Annotated in this window: 20 protein-coding genes, 1 pseudogene and 1 riboswitch; of the genes and pseudogenes, 3 read left to right on the forward strand and 18 right to left on the reverse strand. The window is 51.9% G+C overall.

Annotation, left to right across the window (positions count from 1 at the left end; all coding sequences use genetic code 11):
* Window positions 1-160 precede the first annotated feature (160 nt).
* The 4 genes from FGI41_RS04385 to FGI41_RS04400 form a co-directional block, all read right to left on the reverse strand.
* Complete coding sequence (locus tag FGI41_RS04385; RefSeq protein ID WP_176560142.1) at window positions 161-1,720, reverse strand: M4 family metallopeptidase; 1,560 nt, start codon at window positions 1,718-1,720, stop codon at window positions 161-163.
* A 260-nt stretch (window positions 1,721-1,980) separates the two neighbouring features.
* On the reverse strand, window positions 1,981-2,280 hold the full coding sequence (locus FGI41_RS04390) for an Mpo1-like protein (protein WP_139488719.1): 300 nt from the start codon (window positions 2,278-2,280) through the stop codon (window positions 1,981-1,983).
* A 365-nt stretch (window positions 2,281-2,645) separates the two neighbouring features.
* Entirely contained in the window at window positions 2,646-2,972 is a 327-nt protein-coding gene (locus tag FGI41_RS04395; RefSeq protein ID WP_139488720.1) for a 2Fe-2S iron-sulfur cluster-binding protein, read from the reverse strand.
* A 67-nt stretch (window positions 2,973-3,039) separates the two neighbouring features.
* Entirely contained in the window at window positions 3,040-3,588 is a 549-nt protein-coding gene (locus FGI41_RS04400; protein ID WP_139488721.1) for a metallophosphoesterase family protein, read from the reverse strand.
* Window positions 3,589-3,686: 98 nt separating this feature from the next.
* On the opposite strand from FGI41_RS04400, the gene ymzB reads away from it, so the two are divergent.
* Entirely contained in the window at window positions 3,687-4,037 is a 351-nt protein-coding gene (ymzB, locus tag FGI41_RS04405; protein WP_139488722.1) for a protein YmzB, read from the forward strand.
* A 1,251-nt stretch (window positions 4,038-5,288) separates the two neighbouring features.
* Window positions 5,289-6,068, forward strand: a complete 780-nt coding sequence (locus tag FGI41_RS04410; RefSeq protein ID WP_139489054.1) for an SDR family oxidoreductase — start codon at window positions 5,289-5,291, stop codon at window positions 6,066-6,068.
* 82 nt (window positions 6,069-6,150) lie between these two features.
* Here FGI41_RS04410 and FGI41_RS04415 read toward each other — a convergent pair whose 3' ends face one another.
* From FGI41_RS04415 to FGI41_RS04480, 14 genes and pseudogenes are all read right to left on the reverse strand, one after another.
* Window positions 6,151-6,837, reverse strand: coding sequence for a TlpA family protein disulfide reductase (locus tag FGI41_RS04415; protein WP_139488723.1), 687 nt, complete (start codon window positions 6,835-6,837; stop codon window positions 6,151-6,153).
* Between the two features lie 29 nt (window positions 6,838-6,866).
* Window positions 6,867-7,574 (reverse strand): cytochrome c biogenesis CcdA family protein, encoded by a 708-nt coding sequence (locus tag FGI41_RS04420; protein WP_139488724.1) that lies wholly within the window; start codon window positions 7,572-7,574, stop codon window positions 6,867-6,869.
* Window positions 7,575-7,749: 175 nt separating this feature from the next.
* On the reverse strand, window positions 7,750-9,525 hold the full coding sequence (locus FGI41_RS04425) for an aromatic amino acid hydroxylase (protein ID WP_139488725.1): 1,776 nt from the start codon (window positions 9,523-9,525) through the stop codon (window positions 7,750-7,752).
* A gap of 167 nt (window positions 9,526-9,692) precedes the next feature.
* Complete coding sequence (locus FGI41_RS04430; RefSeq protein ID WP_139488726.1) at window positions 9,693-10,601, reverse strand: hypothetical protein; 909 nt, start codon at window positions 10,599-10,601, stop codon at window positions 9,693-9,695.
* 137 nt (window positions 10,602-10,738) lie between these two features.
* Complete coding sequence (locus tag FGI41_RS04435; RefSeq protein ID WP_139488727.1) at window positions 10,739-11,791, reverse strand: ABC transporter substrate-binding protein; 1,053 nt, start codon at window positions 11,789-11,791, stop codon at window positions 10,739-10,741.
* Window positions 11,792-11,813: 22 nt separating this feature from the next.
* Window positions 11,814-12,590, reverse strand: coding sequence for an ABC transporter permease (locus FGI41_RS04440; protein WP_139488728.1), 777 nt, complete (start codon window positions 12,588-12,590; stop codon window positions 11,814-11,816).
* Window positions 12,587-13,402 carry an ABC transporter ATP-binding protein gene (locus FGI41_RS04445; RefSeq protein ID WP_139488729.1) on the reverse strand — a complete coding sequence of 272 codons (816 nt, stop codon included), beginning with the start codon at window positions 13,400-13,402 and terminating at the stop codon, window positions 12,587-12,589. Before FGI41_RS04445 ends, FGI41_RS04440 begins: the two co-directional genes overlap by 4 nt.
* On the reverse strand, window positions 13,390-14,109 hold the full coding sequence (gene tenA, locus FGI41_RS04450) for a thiaminase II (RefSeq protein WP_139489055.1): 720 nt from the start codon (window positions 14,107-14,109) through the stop codon (window positions 13,390-13,392). Before tenA ends, FGI41_RS04445 begins: the two co-directional genes overlap by 13 nt.
* A gap of 27 nt (window positions 14,110-14,136) precedes the next feature.
* Window positions 14,137-14,775, reverse strand: a pseudogene (gene thiE / locus FGI41_RS04455) (thiamine phosphate synthase); the annotation flags it as partial.
* Window positions 14,775-15,548 carry a thiazole synthase gene (locus tag FGI41_RS04460; RefSeq protein WP_304364763.1) on the reverse strand — a complete coding sequence of 258 codons (774 nt, stop codon included), beginning with the start codon at window positions 15,546-15,548 and terminating at the stop codon, window positions 14,775-14,777. The pseudogene thiE and the gene FGI41_RS04460, both read right to left, overlap by 1 nt.
* Window positions 15,548-15,748 (reverse strand): sulfur carrier protein ThiS, encoded by a 201-nt coding sequence (gene thiS, locus FGI41_RS04465; protein ID WP_139488730.1) that lies wholly within the window; start codon window positions 15,746-15,748, stop codon window positions 15,548-15,550. The genes FGI41_RS04460 and thiS overlap by 1 nt, the downstream gene beginning before the upstream one ends.
* The gene (locus tag FGI41_RS04470) at window positions 15,745-16,449 is read right to left on the reverse strand and encodes a thiamine phosphate synthase (RefSeq protein WP_139488731.1); all 705 of its coding nucleotides are present in this window, start codon (window positions 16,447-16,449) and stop codon (window positions 15,745-15,747) included. The genes thiS and FGI41_RS04470 overlap by 4 nt, the downstream gene beginning before the upstream one ends.
* A gap of 136 nt (window positions 16,450-16,585) precedes the next feature.
* Window positions 16,586-16,697, reverse strand: a riboswitch (TPP riboswitch).
* Between the two features lie 66 nt (window positions 16,698-16,763).
* Window positions 16,764-17,084: a hypothetical protein gene (locus FGI41_RS04475; protein ID WP_139488732.1), complete on the reverse strand. Its 321-nt coding sequence runs from the start codon at window positions 17,082-17,084 to the stop codon at window positions 16,764-16,766.
* Window positions 17,085-17,109: 25 nt separating this feature from the next.
* A complete protein-coding gene (locus tag FGI41_RS04480) occupies window positions 17,110-18,465 on the reverse strand; it encodes a sensor histidine kinase (RefSeq protein ID WP_139488733.1) in 1,356 nt (451 codons plus the stop codon).
* A gap of 570 nt (window positions 18,466-19,035) precedes the next feature.
* On the opposite strand from FGI41_RS04480, the gene FGI41_RS04485 reads away from it, so the two are divergent.
* Window positions 19,036-19,551 (forward strand): C40 family peptidase, encoded by a 516-nt coding sequence (locus FGI41_RS04485; protein WP_255298327.1) that lies wholly within the window; start codon window positions 19,036-19,038, stop codon window positions 19,549-19,551.
* The last annotated feature ends 45 nt before the right edge of the window (window positions 19,552-19,596 follow it).

Raw genomic sequence — 19,596 nt, forward strand, 5'->3', positions numbered from 1 at the left:
TTTTCTCTAGTTATGTAGGTTGTATGGAATTATAGCATTTCGGAATGTTCGCAGTAAAGAAAGTTCAATGGGTTTGAAGTTAAATGAGAAAAAGCCGATATTCCCCATCGTAGGAAATATCGGCTTTGTGTTTGTCGAAAAAGTGTTGCTGATTACTAGATTAGTTAACACCTACAGCGGAGTAAGCTGCTTTAACAGCTGCCACTTGAGTGGAGGTGGCGCCGTAGAGGTCAGTAGCCGCTTGGATTGCTGCTTGACGCATGTTCGCATAGTTGGAGGAAGCAGTCAGGTAGAGGGTCAGAGCGCGGTAGTAGATTTTACCGGTTGCTTCACGGCCCACACCGTTAACGGTTACGCCATAGAACGTGCCGCCTTCAGAGAGAAGGTATGCAGCTTTGTTGTTGATCCCAGAGTTGATGTGTACGCCACCGTTGTCTTGTGTACCGGTGTAACGTTTGCTGTAGTGGTCTGGGTCGCCGTAGAGAGCTGGGTTGGACATGGAACGCAGAGCGTCACCAGCAGTGCCAGGCGTGTAGATGTCTTCGCCTACTTCCCAGTTTTTGCCTTCTACGAGGTTACCGAAGATATCGGACATGGACTCGTTGAGTGCACCGGATTCGTTTTGGTAGATGAGGTCAGCGGAAGTGTCTGTTACCGCGTGAGTCAGCTCATGTGCTACTACGTCAAGAGCGCCGGAGAGTGGGATGAAGGTAGTGCCGTCGCCATCACCGTATACCATTTGAGTACCGTTCCAGAATGCGTTGTTATAAGCGCGGCCATAGTGTACGGTAGAGGTCAGTTTACCGCCATTGCCGTCGTAGCTGTTGCGGCCATGTACGTTGAGGTAGTAGTCATACGTCAGGGAAGCGTTTTTGTGTGCGCTTACTGCTGCTTTATCGGTCCATACGTTGTCAGCATCAGTCATAAGTGTACCAGGAAGCTTTTGACGGTTCGCTGCGTTGTAGGTTTCGATGCCTTGACCGCGAGTTGTGTCCTTCAGGTAGTAAGTACCGTTTTGGTAAGTAGTTTCGAATGTTTGGTCAACGCCGTTCATGTCAACGCCATGACCTGTTACGTGTTCGATTTTGTTGAATTTGTTAAGTACCTCGCCTGTTACAGCATCAATTACATACTCCCAACGGCCTGCTTCTGGAGAGAGGAAGCTGATTTCGGTTTTATAAGCAAGGTTAGCTTCGCCGTCTTGTGTGAAGATGACGAGTTGCGCCTCTTGTTTGCCTTGGAGATCGCTGATTTTGCCAACGTTAGCTTCTACGTCAGCGACTGCGATGTCAACTGCTTCGTTTTTCTTGATTTTTGCTGCTTTTTTCAGGTTTGCTTTGGTATCGAGGTCAGCTACCACTTCACCGAGGAACGCTTTTACGTTGCCTGCTTGGTCCAAGTGTACGGTTTGGGTTGCACCGTATACAGGAACGCCGTTGTAAGTTGCTTGCAGACGGAAGTGGGTGGTGCCAGTTGCTTTATCGTCTGTCTTTTTGGTGATTTGGAAGCTGTCTTTTGCTTTGCCGGAGAATTTGAATTTATCTTTTTGGGAATCGAGGAAAGCAAACACGGTATCTTCAGCAGAACCTGTTGCTTGGAAAGATTCACCTACATATTGAGAGTTCAGGCCACCGTTTTCTTTTGCGAAAGCTGGTGCTGCGCTGAGTACGCCTGTTGCGCCAAGTACTACGGAGAGAGTAAGAGCTGCTTTTTTGTTCATTTTCATTGATGTGTCCCCCTAGATAAATAGTCTGAATCTACTGATGTTTTTGAATCTGCTGATCTTTTTAAATATTTCTGATTGATTGATTTTTATTATAGGCATATATATTATTTTTGACAACATATTTTTTAATAAATCTAACTTATTTTTTTAAACTAATTAACGTTACGACAAAATAAACAAAAACAGAACGAGCGACCTTAATGTCACTCGTTCTGTTCTCTGCCAGCGTATTCTGTTCGTCAGGTAAGAAAGCATCACGTCGATGTTGTTTTGCCTGTGACGGCGTTGTACAGTCGGCGCAAGATCCACAACGGCCCGATGAGTAGGAAAATCGGATTTTTTAAAAAGGAGGGCGGATTGCCTTCGAAATAATGGCCCACGAATTGAAAGATCCAGCCAACGACAAACAGGACGAGCGCCCAGAACCACGACCAGAAGAACAGCGGAATGGAAACGACGATCATCGGAATTCCAATCGCGTGTGTCGCCTTGTTGACCGGATGCTGGTGATCACGCTTGTAACGCTCCATAAACGAAAGCTGCTCCTGTGCCATCCTCTCACCTCTTTTTGTTGGAATATTCTAAATCATAAACAAAAATGGATGTGGTGTAAAGGGTGGTGTGTGGGCGGCGCAGAGCGAGAAGATGACCTGTTTTCCAGTCGCCTTTCCCTCACTGGCGTTCAGCCGGTCTCCTTACAAACAGGTCATCTTCTCGCTCTCGGTCCGGGTAGCACCATCCTTTCGTGAGAAAGGAAAGAAAAAACCTTCAAAACCCGAGAGCGGCGGAGAAAGTGCCGCTCCAAGGAGCAAGAGAGTGAGAGATAACTGTTTGTAAGGAGACCGGCTGAACGAAGTGAGGGAAAGGCGACTGGAAAACAGTTATCTCTCGCTCTCTTGCTCTCCTCCGGAGAGGCAACCTAATTCTCCGCCGGTCTCGGCCCCGCCTCCATGCCAGATTCGCTGACGGTCATGAGGGGCTTGATCACCAGATCGTCATGGACAAAGCATTGACAGGAAAGACGGATGTGTTCGTCGGTGACGCCTTTGGCTTGGCGGGCGGTCTGCTCCAGTTCGTTGACGACACCAGGGTAGCCAGAGATTACTTCGACACGGCAAGTGGTGCATTTGGCTACGCCACCGCAGCGGTGCAGGATGTCAACACCGTTGTCTTCTAGTGCGAGAACCAGTTTGGTGCCAGAGGCTACTTCGAATGTTCCTTTGCCTGGGACTTCGATTTTGGGCATTAAAAAGCACTCCTTTTATCCATTGATAGCTATATCATATGGACATGGGAGCAGTAACATTCTTATCTTAATGCTTGTCAGGATAAAAGATGTGCTGAAGCTTGATCGTATCACCCAGTTCCATGATCCCATATGAGAATTGCGGCTGGCGGCGTTTATCGGTGGGAGAGCCTGGGTTGAACAGCAGGATACCGTGATGCTCTTCCTGATAAGGAATGTGCGAATGACCGAAAATGATGACGTCAGGCTTTACGGCTGGCTTGTCTCCATCACCCGTTGTCTGGTCTGCCGTGCCCAAGCCTGTCACAAAGGCTTCAATGGCTCGCTCGGGAGTCGATTTCTTTTTGCCGAGGTGTCCGTGGACGAGACCGATGTGAAAGCCTTTCAGGGTTAGCAATTGGCTGGCGGGAAAACGGGCTTGCATGTCAGGGCCATCGTTGTTGCCATATACGCCGTGGAGCGGGGCGATCTGTTGGAGTGCCTCGACCACATCAAATGTAACGAAATCACCGGCGTGCAGAATCAGGTCTACTCCGGCAAGGCCGTCACGCAGGGCTTGGGGCAGTTGTTTGGCGGCACGCGGCATGTGAGTGTCCGCAACGATACCGATCCGCATGAGGTCTTTCCTCCTTTTTTTGTCAGATGTCTTCCTATTATGGATGCATGGAGTCTATACACTCTGGGAAACAGTAAGAGAAGAGGTGAAATGTGACGATGAATGCATACCAAGCCAATCAAATCGAACAACTGCAACAAACGCTGACTCAGTGGGAAGGCTCCCAAGTGCTGATTGAAAAGGATGAGGTGAATGACCGCGACCGTGTCACGATCAACCTACAGCAGTCCATCATCCATGATCGTGCCCGTTCGATCGATGATTATGTATCCTCTCTCTCCATTCAGCTGCAAGGCACGGGGACGATTACAACCGACAATGCGAGTACGGCTCCCCTCCCCTACGACCGTTATGAGATCGCGGTGAATCAGGTAAAGAGTACGACAATCGGGGCCAACGAGATTCATCTGGAAACAGACCGCGGGCATTATACGCTGACACGTTCGTAATCAGGTTGAAATTTGTTTAGGAAAAGAGGACATCTCCCACCTTACGTGTAAGTACATAAGGAAGAACGTATATAAGTTAGAAGTAAGGTGGGGCGATTGTTCACATGAATCTGGTTCCAATCGGTAAAATCTTAATCCTCTGCGCCGCTCTGTTGCAGATCGTTGTTGTGAGTGAAGCATTTTCGAAAGAAGTGACACGATACAGTCAAACCGGCGCCTTGGTACTCATACTGGGGTCGCTTTATTTTTTGAAGGATGCAGGACAAGGGAAAAAAGGACGGAAACGCAGATCCCAAGCGAAGAGCAAGGGGTCTGGCGGGAGTTCAGGAAGCAAGTCTGGTACTGGTAATACCGCTGGCTCGGACAAAAAGACACGCACAGGTGGCGATCATGGGTCGGGAAGCTCCAGTGCAGGGAAGTCATCCAAGAGCAATAAGTCTGGAGGTTCTGAAGCTGGGTCTGCGGGTCGGGCTGATGAACGTTCCAATTCCGGTATACAGACGCGGAGGAAAGGTTCGGAGGATACAAAGGGATCGGCATCTACAGGAGTTTCAGGCTCTATGGCTTCTGGCTCAATATCTTCCGCTACATCTGGGCAGGCCATCTCTGGTGCAGGATCCTCCCCCTCTCCGACGGGTTCCGGTCGCCGGCCTAAAGAGGTAGATCTGCTATTGACTCGTGCCCAAGAAAAGTAGAGTGCAGATTGTCTGCACTACCCCCTATCCCTCGCTTGCGCGGATTAGCGTACATCCCCTATAATAACAGAATATGGTTTTGATTGGAGAGTGATGGACACATGTATTCCTAACCGCTTGTACCGTACGGAAACGTATATGTAACAAGTGCCTCTGCTTCGTGCGGAGATGTTGGGATACGTGTGTCTTTTTTGGTTGGTTCGTGCAGTGACTTCAGCTATGCTATGAAGTTATGTCCGGGACGTGACAGTGGGGGTGGACTGTCTGGTTCGTCTCAAGACGCAATGAACATGAATCCGATACACGAATGGAAAATGGATTGGTTAATCTAATCTGACAGATGCGATACAGCTGGGATTCACCACAAGGAGGCTTTGGCAGTCTGCGCCTCTCGCCCGTCCAGGTATCAACCTTTCCGCAAACCATACTCCTCAACATCCCGGACATACGAAGCACAGGCATGGACGATCCGCCTGTGTTTTTTTGCATTGTTTCACGTTACCTGCGTAATCCCTCACATTATTCAATAGGAGCTGATCTATCCATGAACCAACCTATGAATCTCTCCCTCTCCGGTCGCATCGCTGTCGTTACCGGGGCAAGCCGGGCAAAAGGCATCGGAACAGCCATCTGCCGGATGCTCGCTGCACAGGGGGCTGACATCTTTTTCACCTATTACTCGCCTTATGATGCGACGATGCCATGGGGGGCCAATCAGGAGGAGGCCGTCCAACTGCAACACGAGCTGGAGCAGATGGGTGTCCGCTGCGGGCGGCTGGAGTTGGATCTGTCCCAACCGGATGCTTACGTGCAGGTGCTCGATGCCGTGGAGCGTCAATTGGGTAAGCCTTCGATCCTTGTTAACAATGCTTGTCACTCGGTCAATCATGACTATGACCAAATGGATGCGACTCTGCTGGATGCCCACTATGCCATCAATTTGCGGGCTACGGCGCTGTTAAGTGTAGAGTTTGCCCGTCGGTTTGAACTGGGCAGAGGCGGTCGGATTATCAACCTGACCTCTGGGCAGTCTCAGGGACCCATGCTGGGAGAGCTGGCGTATGTGGCTACCAAAGCGGCTGTCGAGGGGATGACGATGTCACTGGCTGCTGAGGTTGCGCCAAAAGGGATTACGGTTAATGCGGTGAATCCAGGACCAACCGATACGGGCTGGATGACCGAAGAGTTAAAACAGGAGCTTCTCCCCCGCTTCCCGTTTGGCCGTGTCGGTGAGCCGCGTGATATGGCGAGGCTGATTGCTTTTTTGGCGAGTGAGGAAGCAGAGTGGATTACCGGACAGGTGATTCATTCGGAAGGTGGATTTATGCGAGGGTAAGGGACTGATATAACCTAAAGAAAAAGCCGATGAACCGCATTGCTTTCGTGCACGGTTGATCGGCTTATTTCGTCTACTCCTACTACTCCTCCAACAGCTTCTCGAACATCTCCCCAAATGCCTTCGCATCTGCACCGCCCATCAGCTTGTGGCGGATCACACCGTTTTTATCAATAAAAAACGTGGTCGGGATCGCAAGGATGCGGTATTGGTCGGCTACATCGGAGTTGCTGTCAAACAGGATCGGCATGGTCATCCCGTGTTTTTGCACGAAGCCGCCTACCGCGTCCATGTCGTCGCTGGCAAGCAGATTGACCGCCCAGATGTCTACTTTGTCCTTATATTGCTCGTAGGCTTTTTGCAGCTCCGGTGCTTCCTCTTCACAAGGGCCGCACCAAGACGCCCAGAAGTTGACTACGAGTGGTTTGTCGCGTTTGCCTTTGAATTCGTAGATTTTTTGATCGGCACCGTGGAGGGAAAATGATGGTGCATAGTGGCCCACTTCAGCTAATGGCTTGGTTGGGTCTGCTTTTGCGGCGATGCCTGCCATACCCGCTGCACTGTCGCCGGAACTCTCGCCAGATACCTGTTCGGTCGTCACACCATCCACTTGATTGGAGCCATCGACGACCTGCACACTCTCTTGCCCTGCGTATACGCCCGGTGCTTCCACCTGCTGGGCATCTGCGGCCTGCTGCTTGCTCATATTGGAGTAAACCGTGAATCCTACCATAGCGAGTACAAAAAGGGCAAGTATGGCGTTTTTCATGGACACTCTCCTTTTTCCATCAGGATGAATTAGAAGCCGGTGTAGTTAAACAAGTTGTTGAGATAGATACTGATCCAGCTGAGCTGGTCGGTGTACACCAGAATCCCGAACAGAATCATGATCGCTCCGCCGATTTTCATCAGGCGCTCGGAGTATTTCATGATCCAGCCGATTTTACTGATGAAGAAGGTCATGATGAAGAATGGTACGGCAAATCCGAACGTATAGGCGAGGGTATAGATCAGCGCCTGATCCGGGTTGCTGACGCCAAGCACGATGATCGCAGACAGAATCGGCCCCACGCACGGAGTCCAGCCCGCTGCATACGTCATCCCTACCAATACAGAACCAGTATAACCAAGCGGACGGCTTTTTAAATCAATTTTCCAAGTGCGTTGCAGCCAGTCCATCTGAAAAACGCCGGTGATCACCAGACCAATCACGACGAGCAGGATGCCCCCCAGCTGACGGATCAGGTCTTTTTTCTCGACGAAGAAGTGGCCCAGCCATGATGTAGAGACCCCAAGCGCGATGAAGATGAGCGAGAAGCCCAGAATGAAAAAAAGCGTATGAAGCAACGCTTGACGCTGAAAAACGGTTTTGCCCTTGCGTACCTCGTCTACGGTAACCCCTGTGATATAGGAGAGAAACGACGGGTAGAGCGGCAGACAGCAAGGTGAGATAAAAGAGAGAAAGCCCGCGGCCAAAGCCAGCCAGACGTTAATATTCGTAGCCATAATGTCCTCCAATCTGGTGTTGCAAGGTTTGCGTATCATACGTGCTTTTCCTATTGTAAGGGATAACAATGGGACAATAAAACCTCATTTGTGACCAAAGTGTAAAAACGTAAGAAAAGACGTACATCCGCTTTTGGCAGGATGCACGTCTTTGTGGGATTATCTGGTATCTATTCTATGCAGATACTTGGTCAAGTAGACCCAGTCCATTCAAAATTAATTCACGGTTATCATCTTGTTGAGAAGCAAGAGTCTGCAGGGTGCTGCGCAGCTCTGTTTGCTTGTCAGCAAGCAGCTGGTTCGTGATGAACAGCTCCAGGATCTCAAGGCGCAGGAGCCAGTCGTTTTGGTACTCCGCATCCAGTGTGGCCAGAACCTCGGTCAGCTTGGTCTGGAGTTCTTCGCCTTTGACTGCCTGTTCACGCAGGTCGCGTACAGTCTGATACAGTCCCTGCAGCTTGATCATTTGCGGGCTGTAGGTTGGGCGCTTGGTCTTCGTGTCAGATGGATTGTGGGTTCCGCTCTCGAAGTGCTCACGGTCAGCCGCACCCGCGAAGACGGACACGACCTTCTCCCCTACTGCCATATCATAGGTGCCCCACTCTGCCTGGAACAGGCTCTGATCACCACGGGTCACGGTGCAGTTGTCGAAACCGATCAGTACGATCTTATCATTTTCCCGGTGGATATACGCGACTTTCCCGGTCACAACGACGCCAGATGCAAAGGTAAGGGTCGTCTCTTGATCCACGACCAGACCCAGTGCCGCCAATTGCTCGTCATTCATCAGCTCAAGCGGTGTGGACTCACCTTGGAGCAGACCGATAGGAGAGCCGAAGCCTTCGTGGTGGTACGTTTTTCCGTGACCCGGCAACTCTTGGTTGTTGATTGCCAATGCAGTCGGACCGGTCGTGTTGAGGTAGATGGCTTCGTTGTTATCATCATATACCAGTCTAGTCACCATGCCGCTCACTTGCAGGCCGGAGCTGTAGACGGTGGTGGAGGTTTGACCCATGTTGAGCGCTTTGATCAGGCTTTCTGTGCCGCCGATATTGATCGCCATGCGCTTCGCGTACTCTTGCACCGCTTCGATCAGCTGGTCAAAATCACGGCAGACGAACAATTGTGGCTGTTGCTTGGTGATGTCAAAGTCGGTGGAGATGCAGGCTTCGAGGGAGAACGGGATCTTTTTCACCTCTGGCTTGAGGCAGTTCATGCTCTCCCCTACAGAAGAAAGCAGGCCCGCGCCGTAGATCTGTGGATTGTCGACGTCACCGATGAGGCCGTATTCAACCGTCCACCAGTAGAGGCGGGACAGCTCGGTTGCTTCGGAAATCTCTGTTACGGCCTTGGATTTGGCATCGAGATTCTCCTCGGCTGCCTTGATCTCTTCTTCGGTCGCATTCGGATCTTCTTTGACGATGGACAAAAGACGAATCGCTTCATATAATTCATAATCTTGGCGGGATGAGACCGCTTTGGAGCCGATATCACCGAAGATTTTCAGGTATTCACGGTATTTTTCATCCAGAATGATCGGCGCATGACCTGCCGCCTCGTGGATGATATCTGGTGCCGGAGTATAGGCAATATGATCATACGTACGGATATCGCAAGCGATCGGCAGGATGCCGTGCGCCTGGAAGTCAAAAAAGGCAACAGCCGGAATGAAGCCGTCGATGGTGACTGCGCCCCAACCGATTTGCGCCAGTGCTTTACTCATGTCCTCAGCAACGTTTGGGATTTTTTCAACGCCAATGCCGGATGCGCGAAGACCGCCAACGTACGCTTCGTGCGCCCGCTTGCCGAGGAAGTTGTAATTTTGACGCATGACATAGCGCCAAACAGCTTGGTCAATCGCCGTATATTTACCGTAATCCTGGTCAACAACGAATTGATGGAGATGAACAGGTACCCTTACAAGAGAAAATTCGGATTCAACGTTTTGCATCTTACATGGCCTCCCATAGTCAATAATTCAGTAATGAAAGCGTTTACTATACATTAGTTTCATAATAACATGAATGATCATAATTTTGTGCAATAAAAGTTGATTGAGCAAGAAATTAGGTAAAAAATAGTGCTCCGCAACATAGGCAAAGCACTGTCCGTCTTCATCTAGTCCCGTTTTCGGTTGGTCTGCTGCTCTAACATAATATCCATTAGCATAAAATCCTGCAACTTGTCCCGCGGATCGTTGGTCAAGAGTGCGGACACAGCCGCAATCGCCGCCCTGACAGTGGAATACGAGTAGAAGTTCTCCCACTCAGCCGCCGTCGAGTTGGACAGATCAGAACCATCCTCGAATGGATAAGGAAATTCCGTCTCCAATCCGGCCCGATCGAGTACAATCAAGGCTTGTTTGATCGCAAGGATAGCGGCACTGACACTGATCCCGTAGTCCGTACGCAGCTTGTCCCACACCTGAAAGGCGGTGCGCTCGATCCGCTCCCCATTGGGCCGGTTGATCACGCCGCGCTTGCGCCCTTCCTTGAGCAGCCAGTCCACTAGAATATCGGGACGGGGCGGAAAGGCGTAGTACTGCAGCTTCAGCTCCAATTCGGTAGGAAAATCCCTCGCAAATCTCGCATGTGTCAATGACATCTCATAGCGGCGCGACGGGTGCCCTGGTACGATCACGAACACGGTATCCTGACGAATCGCGCTGATCTCAAGCTTCGTGCGGGCCGGAATGCGGGCTTGCGGTGCCTTTTCCCTGCGGTAGTTGCCCAGAATCAATTCGTTGCCAAACAAATGATAGTCAATCGGCGAATCCAACCACGGAATCGGTTCGCGGCGGATGATCTGATAAGTACCTGAAAAGGTAATCCATTCGCTGGGACGCTGCTGATGGCGTACCAGGATGGAGTGCCGTTCTTTTTCCGGCGGCAGGTCTTCTTGCCCCTGATCGTCCGGTTCTTGGATAGATCGATGTTCGGCGAGATAACAGTCGGTTAGTCCGAGTCGTTCCAATAGTTCCCGCTTGCTGACCCGTTCGTAGCCGATTTTGTAGATGCGATTTTTCAACTCCTGTCACCCCCTCATCTATAGTAATCAGTTTGGAGGGGTTTGGCAAATCGGTGTGCCCTGATTGGAACAAAAAAGCAAAGCTCCCTGACCTGACAACAGCCGGGAGCTCCGCCTTGAACCCTTTTTTGGATGAATTACTCTACAACGTTCTTCATTACCTCATCCACCACTACATCCTTGCCGATCAGCTGCTTCTCTTTCATCCACTTGATCAGCTGTTCCCAATCTTCCTTCTTCTGATAGCCAAACGCCTTATCCCCCGCATCCATCAACGGAATCAGGATGTCCAGGCTCTGCTTTTCGATGTCGGCTTCGAGCGGGAATTCGCTGGATTGCTTGTCAAGCAGACTTTTGAGGGCTGCTTCTTTGTTCTGTTCTACATAGTCCTGGCCTTTGGCTGCGGCACGGACGAAGGCTTGCAGAGCGTCTTTCTTTTTCTCCAGAGTCGCATCGCTGGTCGCGAGGACGAGCTCATAGTAGTTCGGTACGCCAAAATCACTTGGCTTAAACACGTTCACAGGGATACCGTTCTTCTCCAAAATCAGCTTCTCGTGGTTGATGTAGCCGCCTACGACAGCGTCTACCTTTTTACCGGTGAGCGCAGGTACGATGTCAAATCCGATATCGGTAAAAGTCAGCTTGCCCGCGTCACCGCCGTCTGCTTTGACGACTTCGCGTACCTTTTGCTCGTCGATTGGTACGGATGGGTAGCCGATGTTTTTGCCTTCGAGCTGTTTGGGTGAGGTGAGACCGCTGTCTTCGCGGGTCATGATGATGTTGAGCGGTTCGCGGACGAGTGCGGCAATCGAGACAACCGGCACACTTTCAGAGCGAGCTTGCACCATGGTCGTCTGGTAGCTGATGGCGAGGTCTACCTGTCCGGCTGCGACCATCTTCAGCGGGTCATTGGCGTCAGATGGCATCTGCAGGTTGACTTTGAGATTCTCTTCTTTAAAATAGCCCTGCTCCTCGGCGGCATAGAGGAAAGAGTGAACCGCGTTCGGATACCAGTCGAGGGCGACGGTCAGCTCGGTCGGTGTCTGGCTGGATGCGGCAGGCTCAGCAGCAGAGCCTTGTTCCGGCGTTCCTGTGCTGGTCGTGCTGGTGCCTGCACCGCAAGCCGTCAAGCCGAGGGCCAGCGTTGAGGTCAGGAGGATGTTGCTGAGGCGTTTCCATGTAGGTTTCATGAGGTTGTGTTCTCCTTTTTTGCTATGGTTTCGTGCTGCGCTGATAGGTAAACCGGCGCTCCAGCCAGCTGGTCAGCATAAACAGGGCGACGCCCATAAAGACCAAGAGCAGGATCGTGGCAAACATCGTGTCCGCCCGGAAGTAACCCGAAGCACGGCGGGCAAAATAGCCAAGCCCCGCACTCGCCCCAAGCCACTCCCCGATGATCGCGCCTGATACGCTGTAGGTGGCCGCTACTTTTAGGCCGCTGAAAAAAGACGGGAGGGCGGCGGGAATCTGTGCCTTGAGAAAAATCTGGCGTCGCGTTGCCCCCATCGTGCGCAGCAGGTTGATCATCTCGGAATCGGCAGCACGCAGACCGTCGAAGGTGTTGACGACGATCGGGAAAAAGATAAACAGGATCGTAATCGCGATTTTTCCGGTGAGACTGTAGCCGAACCAATAGATAAAAATCGGGGATAAGGCCATGTAAGGAATTGTCTGCGAGATGACGACGTACGGGTAAAACAGCCGCTCGATCGGTCTGCTGACACTCATCGCCAATGCGACAGCGACACCGCAGATGATCGAGGCGGTGAGTCCGAGGATGACTTCGCTCGTCGTCACCCAGAGGTGCTTGCCGAAAAGCAGCTCGCGCTCGGTCCACATGGCAAGAAAAGCGGCGGACGGCGGCGGCAGGATGAACGGCGGGACGGCGAACAGGCGGCAGACCAGCTCCCAGATGAGGAAAAAGGCGATGATCGAAGCGGTGAACCAGAGTGCTTTGGAGCGGGACTCTGGATGAGGTATGGCACTCATGCTGTCCCACCTGCTTTCCATCCGGCTGGCTGCTGGTCGGAGACACCGTACAAAACCGCTGTCCCCTGCTCTCGTTCTTTTAACAGCTTCCACATCTGTTCCCGAATCACGGTAAATGACGGCTCATACCGCAACGCGGCACTGCGCGGATGTGGAAACGGGACTGGAATCTCGACCGGCTGTTGGATCGGCATCCTTTGCAAGACAAGGACTCGGTCAGCCAACAGCGCCGCTTCGTCCAGATCATGGGTGATCAGGATGACGGTCTTCCCGAGCTTTTGCCACAGGTCTAACAGCCATTCCTGCATTTCCATGCGCGTGATGCCGTCCAGTGCGCTGAATGGTTCATCTAATAATAGAAGGTCTGCCCCCGTCAGTATGGCACGCAACAGAGAGACACGCTGCCTCATCCCGCCTGAGAGCTTGTCGATGGTGGCGTCTGCATACGCGGCAAGGCCAAAACGGGGCAGTTCCTCCCGCACGCGGGCTAGCGCTGCTTTTTTCGGTACGCCTTGGATCTCCAGCGGCAGTGCAGCATTCTCTGCGACGGTGCGCCATGGCATGAGCAGGTCTTTTTGCGGCATATAGCCGACCCGTCCAAGCCTTGGCTTCACGGCGTCACCGTCCAGCGATATCGTGCCGCCTGTTGGTTCCAGCAAGCCCGAAGCGAGCTGGAACAGCGTGCTTTTTCCCACACCACTCGGGCCGATGATGCTGACGAACTCGCCCTGGCGGATCGTCAGGTGAAAATCCTGTAGAATCCGCTGCTCTCCGTAGGAAAAGTCCACTTGCGAAAAAACTAGCTTTGACATGCCGGCCACAGTTCCTTCCGATATGCCATCTCCCAGAAGAGAACCTCCATTTTGGAGGTGGTCAGGAAATGCTCTTCGAAGCGTGCCAGTTCCCGCTCGTTTTTGCCATCGGCGAGATCATCCATGACACCGATCAGCCATTGGGCCAACTCTCCGAATTCGTCTCCGCTGTAAGTGCTCACCCAGTCGCCGTACAGCTCGTGAGCGGTGGCTCCGGGGATCTCTGCGAGGCGTTTGCCGATCTCCCAGTAGCTCCACATGCATGGAAGCAGGGCACTGACCAGCTCAGCCAGTGAGCCTTGGTGTGCCACCTTGAGCATGTAGCTGGTATAAGCCAGCATGACAAAAGACGACTCTGTCGCCTCCAGCTCCTCGCGGGAAATGCCGAAGCGCTCCGCATACGCACGGTGCAGGGCCATCTCGGAGTTGAGCGTCGCTTCCTGCAGGGCGGCGAACTTGGCGCTGGTGTCGAGATCGTACGCTTTGGTGCTGGCGATGGCGAAAAGCTTGGCATAGTCGATCAGGAACACATAGTCTTGCTTCATATAGAAGGCGAACGTCTCGACCGGAAGCGTCCCGTCACCCAGTCCAGTGACGAACGGGTGCTGATGGGTGCGCTCCCAGATCGGTTTTACTCGGTCAAAAAGACGGGCGGTGAACGCACCTAGCTGTGTAGGCTGTGCAGGGGCTTTACTTGCTGAAGCCACAACGATTTGTAACAGCTCCACAGCCGCCTGTTCGGGATCTTCTGCTCTGGTAATCGCAGAGATCACGGCAAGTCCGTCTGCTCCCGCCTCCACTACAGGACGGCAGTTGGCAATAGAGATCCCACCGATACCTACCATTGGATATGACTCGCCAACCGCTTGACGGATCGCGCGCAGTCCTGCCGGGCCAATCGGTTCACCTGCATCTGCTTTCGAAGACGTCGCATACATCGCGCCGACACCTATGTAGTCCGCTCCTCCGTCCTGTGCGATACGGGCTTCCTCCGGCGTACCTGCAGAGATGCCGATCAGCATACCTGATGGCACCAGCTTCTGCACCTCTACGAGCGGCAGATCATCCTGTCCGACATGAATCCCATCTACTGTGAGACGGATCGCTAGCTCTACATCGTCATTGATGAAAAACATCGCTCCATACTCTCGGCACAGCTTTTGCATCTCACGAGCGAGCTGTTCCCGTTCGCCCTCGGTCAGCTTGCTGTTCTTATCACGCAATTGGACCGTACCCACACCGCCCGCGAGTGCTTGCCGGACGATAGTAAGTGTTCTTTCTATAGAAAAGTCGCAATCCTGACTGCCGATGACCAGATAGACGCGCAATTTTTCTTTAAGCTGTTCACCCGTGAGCTTTACTAAGGTTGTCATTATTCGATCATTCCTTCGACCGGGCTGCTGGCAGACGCGTAGCGTTTTTTCGGGATGCGGCCTGCGAGGAAGCCTTTGCGTCCTGCTTCGATCGCGAGTTTCATCGCTTCTGCCATCAGGACTGGATCATCAGCGAGTGCGACCGCTGTGTTGAGCAGTACGCCGTCAGCGCCCAATTCCATCGCTTTGGCTGCGTCGGCAGGAGAGCCGATACCAGCGTCGACGATGATCGGTACTTTTGCCTCTTCGATAATGAAGCGCAGGTTGTTTTCATTATTGATGCCTTGGCCGGAGCCGATTGGGGAGGCACCTGGCATGACTGCATGTACGCCGACTTCCTGCAGACGTCTTGCAAGGATCGGGTCGTCGTTGGTATAGGTGAGAACAGTGAAGCCCTCTTCCACGAGGATACGGGAAGCTTCGAGCGTGCCGATCGGGTCTGGGAGCAGGGTGCGCTGGTCGCCGATTACTTCTACCTTGATCATGTCGCACAGACCGCTTGCTTTTGCCAGACGAGCGATGCGTACTGCTTCTTCGGCGGTGTAGGCGCCTGCGGTGTTCGGCAGGAGCGTGTATGTTTTCAGGTCTAATTTTTCGAGGAAATTAGGCTCATCCGGGTTATCTAGATTCAGACGTCTCACGGCAAACGTCAGGATTTCTGCCTCAGACACCTCTACCGCTCTGCTTTGGGTATCGAGATCTGCGAATTTGCCTGTGCCAAGCAACAGTCTGGATGTAAACTCATAAGTACCGATTTTCAATGTATTCATCATTATCCGCCTCCTACAAAATGTACGATTTCGATACGGTCGCCATCCATGATCGGGGTGTCCGCATAGTTGCTTCGGTCGATGATCTCGCCGTTGCGCTCGACGACGAGGATTTTTTTCTCCAATTGATAAAAGGCTAGAAGCCCGGAAATATTGGTCACGTCGGTCAGCGTAATCGTTTTGCCGTTTACTTGAAGTGTCATGCTGTCCCTCCTTTGTCTAATGCCTCACGATAAGCGCGGGTGGCCGCTTCCGGGTCAGGGGCGTGGGTGATGCCGCTCAGCACGGCGATGCCTGCACAGCCTGCCGCCAGTGCCATGTCCACGTTGTCTGGGCGAATCCCACCGATGGCGATCACCGGAACCGACACCTGTGCCGTGATGCGTGCCAGCTCTTCTGTCCCCCGCGGCGAAAGCCCCGGCTTGGAGTTGCTTACAAAAAGGTGACCGTAGATCAGATAGTCAGCCCCTTCGGCCACCGCCGCTTCAGCCTCTGCCATCGAGTGAACAGAGCGTCCGGCCAGTTGTGAGTCGCTGAGCACCCGTCTTGCCAGTGGTACCGCCAGACTGTGATACGCCAGATGACTTCCCCTGACCCCCCACGCTGCTGCGACGTCTACGCGGTCATTTAGGAAGATTCGCTCTAGCGGGAATATTTCGCCGATGGCACGAACCCACTCGCTGATTTCGCGTGCGGTTCTTGTTTTCTCACGGATATGCAGGAAGTCAAGACCTCCACGAGCCGCTGCGGATACGATTGCCAAGACTTCATAAAGCGACTGACTGCCGCTGGTGATGAGATGCAGCTGTCTACGCCATCGCTCATTGTCTGTGCCGCTGCTCGACCTCACGGGTTCTGTCCCTATGTGTATCTGCTCTCGCGCCGCCTCTGTTCTTGTTCCCATTCCCCTTCACCCCCTGTTCCCGTAGCAAAATAAAAAAACCACCCGCCACCGGATGGTTTTGTACGTATTCCGCATGCACGACACCCACAACCATGCCACGCCACATGTAAAAATGGCACGACATCAGGTATCGCTTGCTCCTACTGCTACCTCTCCCTCCGCTGGTATGACCCAGATCAGGTTAGACGGTTAGTAACGCCTTCGTTACACTCTCAGCCGATAATCGCTCGGCTCCCGTTTGGTAATCATTATCAAGTTGTTTCGATTCATACAATAACACTTGTCAGCCCGTTTGTAAACGAGTCAGTTGCAAATTATTTCATCGCCTCGTCAAACGCGTGCTGGCACTCCTCCAGCCAGCCGATCATCTTTTCCTGACCGACGGCCTCTCTCATCACGCGCAGCATCTCAGCGACAATCTTTTGCAGGAAAAAGACCTGTTGAAAGGAAAGCTCAACCGTCACACTCTCAGGCGGTGTCTCCTGCTCGTGCAGGTATGCCACCCCTTTCAACAGCTCTTGGGCGGTATCCTCGACCACTTGTTCGAGCTTGGACTGCTGCTTGAGATCATCGTAGCAGCCGTCGAACAGGCGGCACAGAATTAAAAAGGCTTGGGCAGATAATGTAATCGTCAATCACAATTCCTCCACTCTTACATGCTCATGTCATTATAGCATGACTGCCCACATTTTGGGTTGTTTCTTTCTTGCGCGGGAATGTGATGTGAAACGAGGTGATACCATCAGCCGAGTGAATGTCGACTTGGCCTTGGTATTGATCGATCACCTTTTTGACGATGGCAAGACCTGTCCCTCCATCTCCGGAAGGCTTGGTGCTGTACCCCAGATCCCAGACACGATCTAGCTTTTCGGGCGGAATCGTCGCCCCGTTGTTCTCGATATAGAGCGAGTGCTTCTGCTCGGTTTCCTGCCAGATCAGCTTGACGTATGGCTGATCGGTGGCTTGCTGGGAGGCGCGGATCGCGTTATCCAGCAAGTTGCCAAGCACCTTGATCACATCATACGTCTTGATAAAATCAAGCTGCGTCTCAGTCCGCACTTGCAGATGAAACGAGATTCCAGCCGTATCACAGGCTGTCAGCTTCGCCTGCAAAAGAGCCGAGATTGCCGGATTTTTGATCCCGGACAAGAGCTTTTGGCTGGCGGTCGCATCCCGCAGCAGCTGATGGACATAGTCGCCCATCACCTCGTAGTCTTTCTTATCTAATAACTGATCCAACGTGCGGTAATGGCGTAATGCATCATCTTTGGTCAGGTTAATCTGCTTGATCAGCTCACGGATATTTTTCTCGTAAAAGAGTTGGGACATCTCCTCCACCTCATGCACCCGAACTTTCAGATGCTTGACGAACAGCGACATCATCAAAAGGAAAAAGATCAAGATCAGCCAGTATACCAGCGGCACACCGCCGACCATAACGAACTCATGGGACAAGTAATATTGCATAAAATTGTTCATCCACGCGAGGCACATCAGGAACAGTTCAATCCCACCCACGAGGATCACCAGAGACAGATAGCCGCTCGTTTTTTTGCGGGGCATGATACGGCGGATATCAAACCGATACCGGCGCATAATAGCACCCAAGCCCAGGCAGATCAGCAGATACAATGCCATTCCTGTGTAGCGAGTTACCGGATTCTGCGTCATCTGTTCGTAGGTGAAGCCCATCCATTCAAACGACAGAATCAGCAGCAATTCCATCAAGGTAATCAGCACAAACGTACTGATTGAGATCAGCAGGGCCATCCCCCACTTTTCTTTCAATAGAAAGGTAATCAACAAAAACACACAACTGAATAAGAAGAGCATCTTACTTTCATGATCGATATGGAAGAGATAAGCCACTTGGAAAGCCACGCCAAACAATACACTGACCGTGACGCCACGCTTCCAGTTGTACATCAGCGACCGGTTAAAGACCGCCATCCCAATGAATAAAGCCACATTGGCCTGCGGGATTCGTACCAGGATAAAATCAAGGATGGCTTGCATAAGTTGCTTCCTTTCTTTGGCATTCACTAACAGCAATCTTAAAATTCCTAGGTACCATTGTCAATCCAAAGCGTCAGAAAAAACCGCCTAAAAGCCCAATGTAACAGGCTTTTCAAGCGGTTTTTGCCTACTTGCTGTGATTTGCCGTTAGCCAGAGTTAACTAGCGGTCATTGTTATTGCTGTTGTATTCACGGATGTTTTTGTTTTCATCGGACTTGTCCTGTTGTTGGCCACGATTTTTACCGCGGTCTGCGGATTTATCGTTTTTACCCATGCGTTGACACCTCCTTTGAGATTCTGTTGTTAGATTGTGCATTGCGGGACATCTCTACTCATCGGCCTGCCGATTTCACTTATTTTGGCTGGAAGGTGATTCCCTTATTTCCAATCCGCTGGTTCCGAATTCCATTGGAAAAACCTTCTGCGCCCCTGATCGCCTCTTCTGCCCCATGCGATCCCCACGTTTCCCATAACCTGCCACAAAAAAAGCGTTGTGAACGGTGTTATGATTGTAATCGTTGAACGGCACACACCACACACAAACACATTCGAGGAGGATGAACAAGATTATGAAAAAGCTCAACATGTTTAAGAAAGCTACCGCAACTTTGATGATCGCGACGTCTCTCTTCGCATTTGGGAACGTCGGTATGGCCGCAAGTGCAGATGAGTACGATGCAGTTGGTCAAAAAATCGTAGACGCCGGTGAAAAATATTTGGGTACACCATATAAATACGCATCAAGCCGTGATACCAAAACCACGATGGATTGCTCCGAATTTACCATGTGGGCCTATATGGAAGGTGCAGGCATCGAGCTTGGCCGTAGTGGCGCACGCAGTCAATATAAGAAAGGTGAGTATGTGAAGCGTTCCGATCTGAAAGTCGGTGACCTGGTCTTCTTCTCCACGAAGAAAACGATGAAATACTCTTCTGACTCCATCAAGCGTATCGGTCACGTCGGAATCTATGCAGGTGACGGCAAAGTGCTTCACACGTATGGGAAAGGCGGCGTGAAATACAGTGACATGAACGATGGCGGCTGGTGGGATGACCACTATGTCAAAGCGGTGCGTATCCGCTAGTTTGATTCGCGTCAATTGATTTTGATAACAAAAGGCGCTTGCTGG

The sequence above is a fragment of the Brevibacillus dissolubilis genome (assembly GCF_006170445.1).
GTDB lineage: Bacteria > Bacillota > Bacilli > Brevibacillales > Brevibacillaceae > Brevibacillus_B > Brevibacillus_B dissolubilis.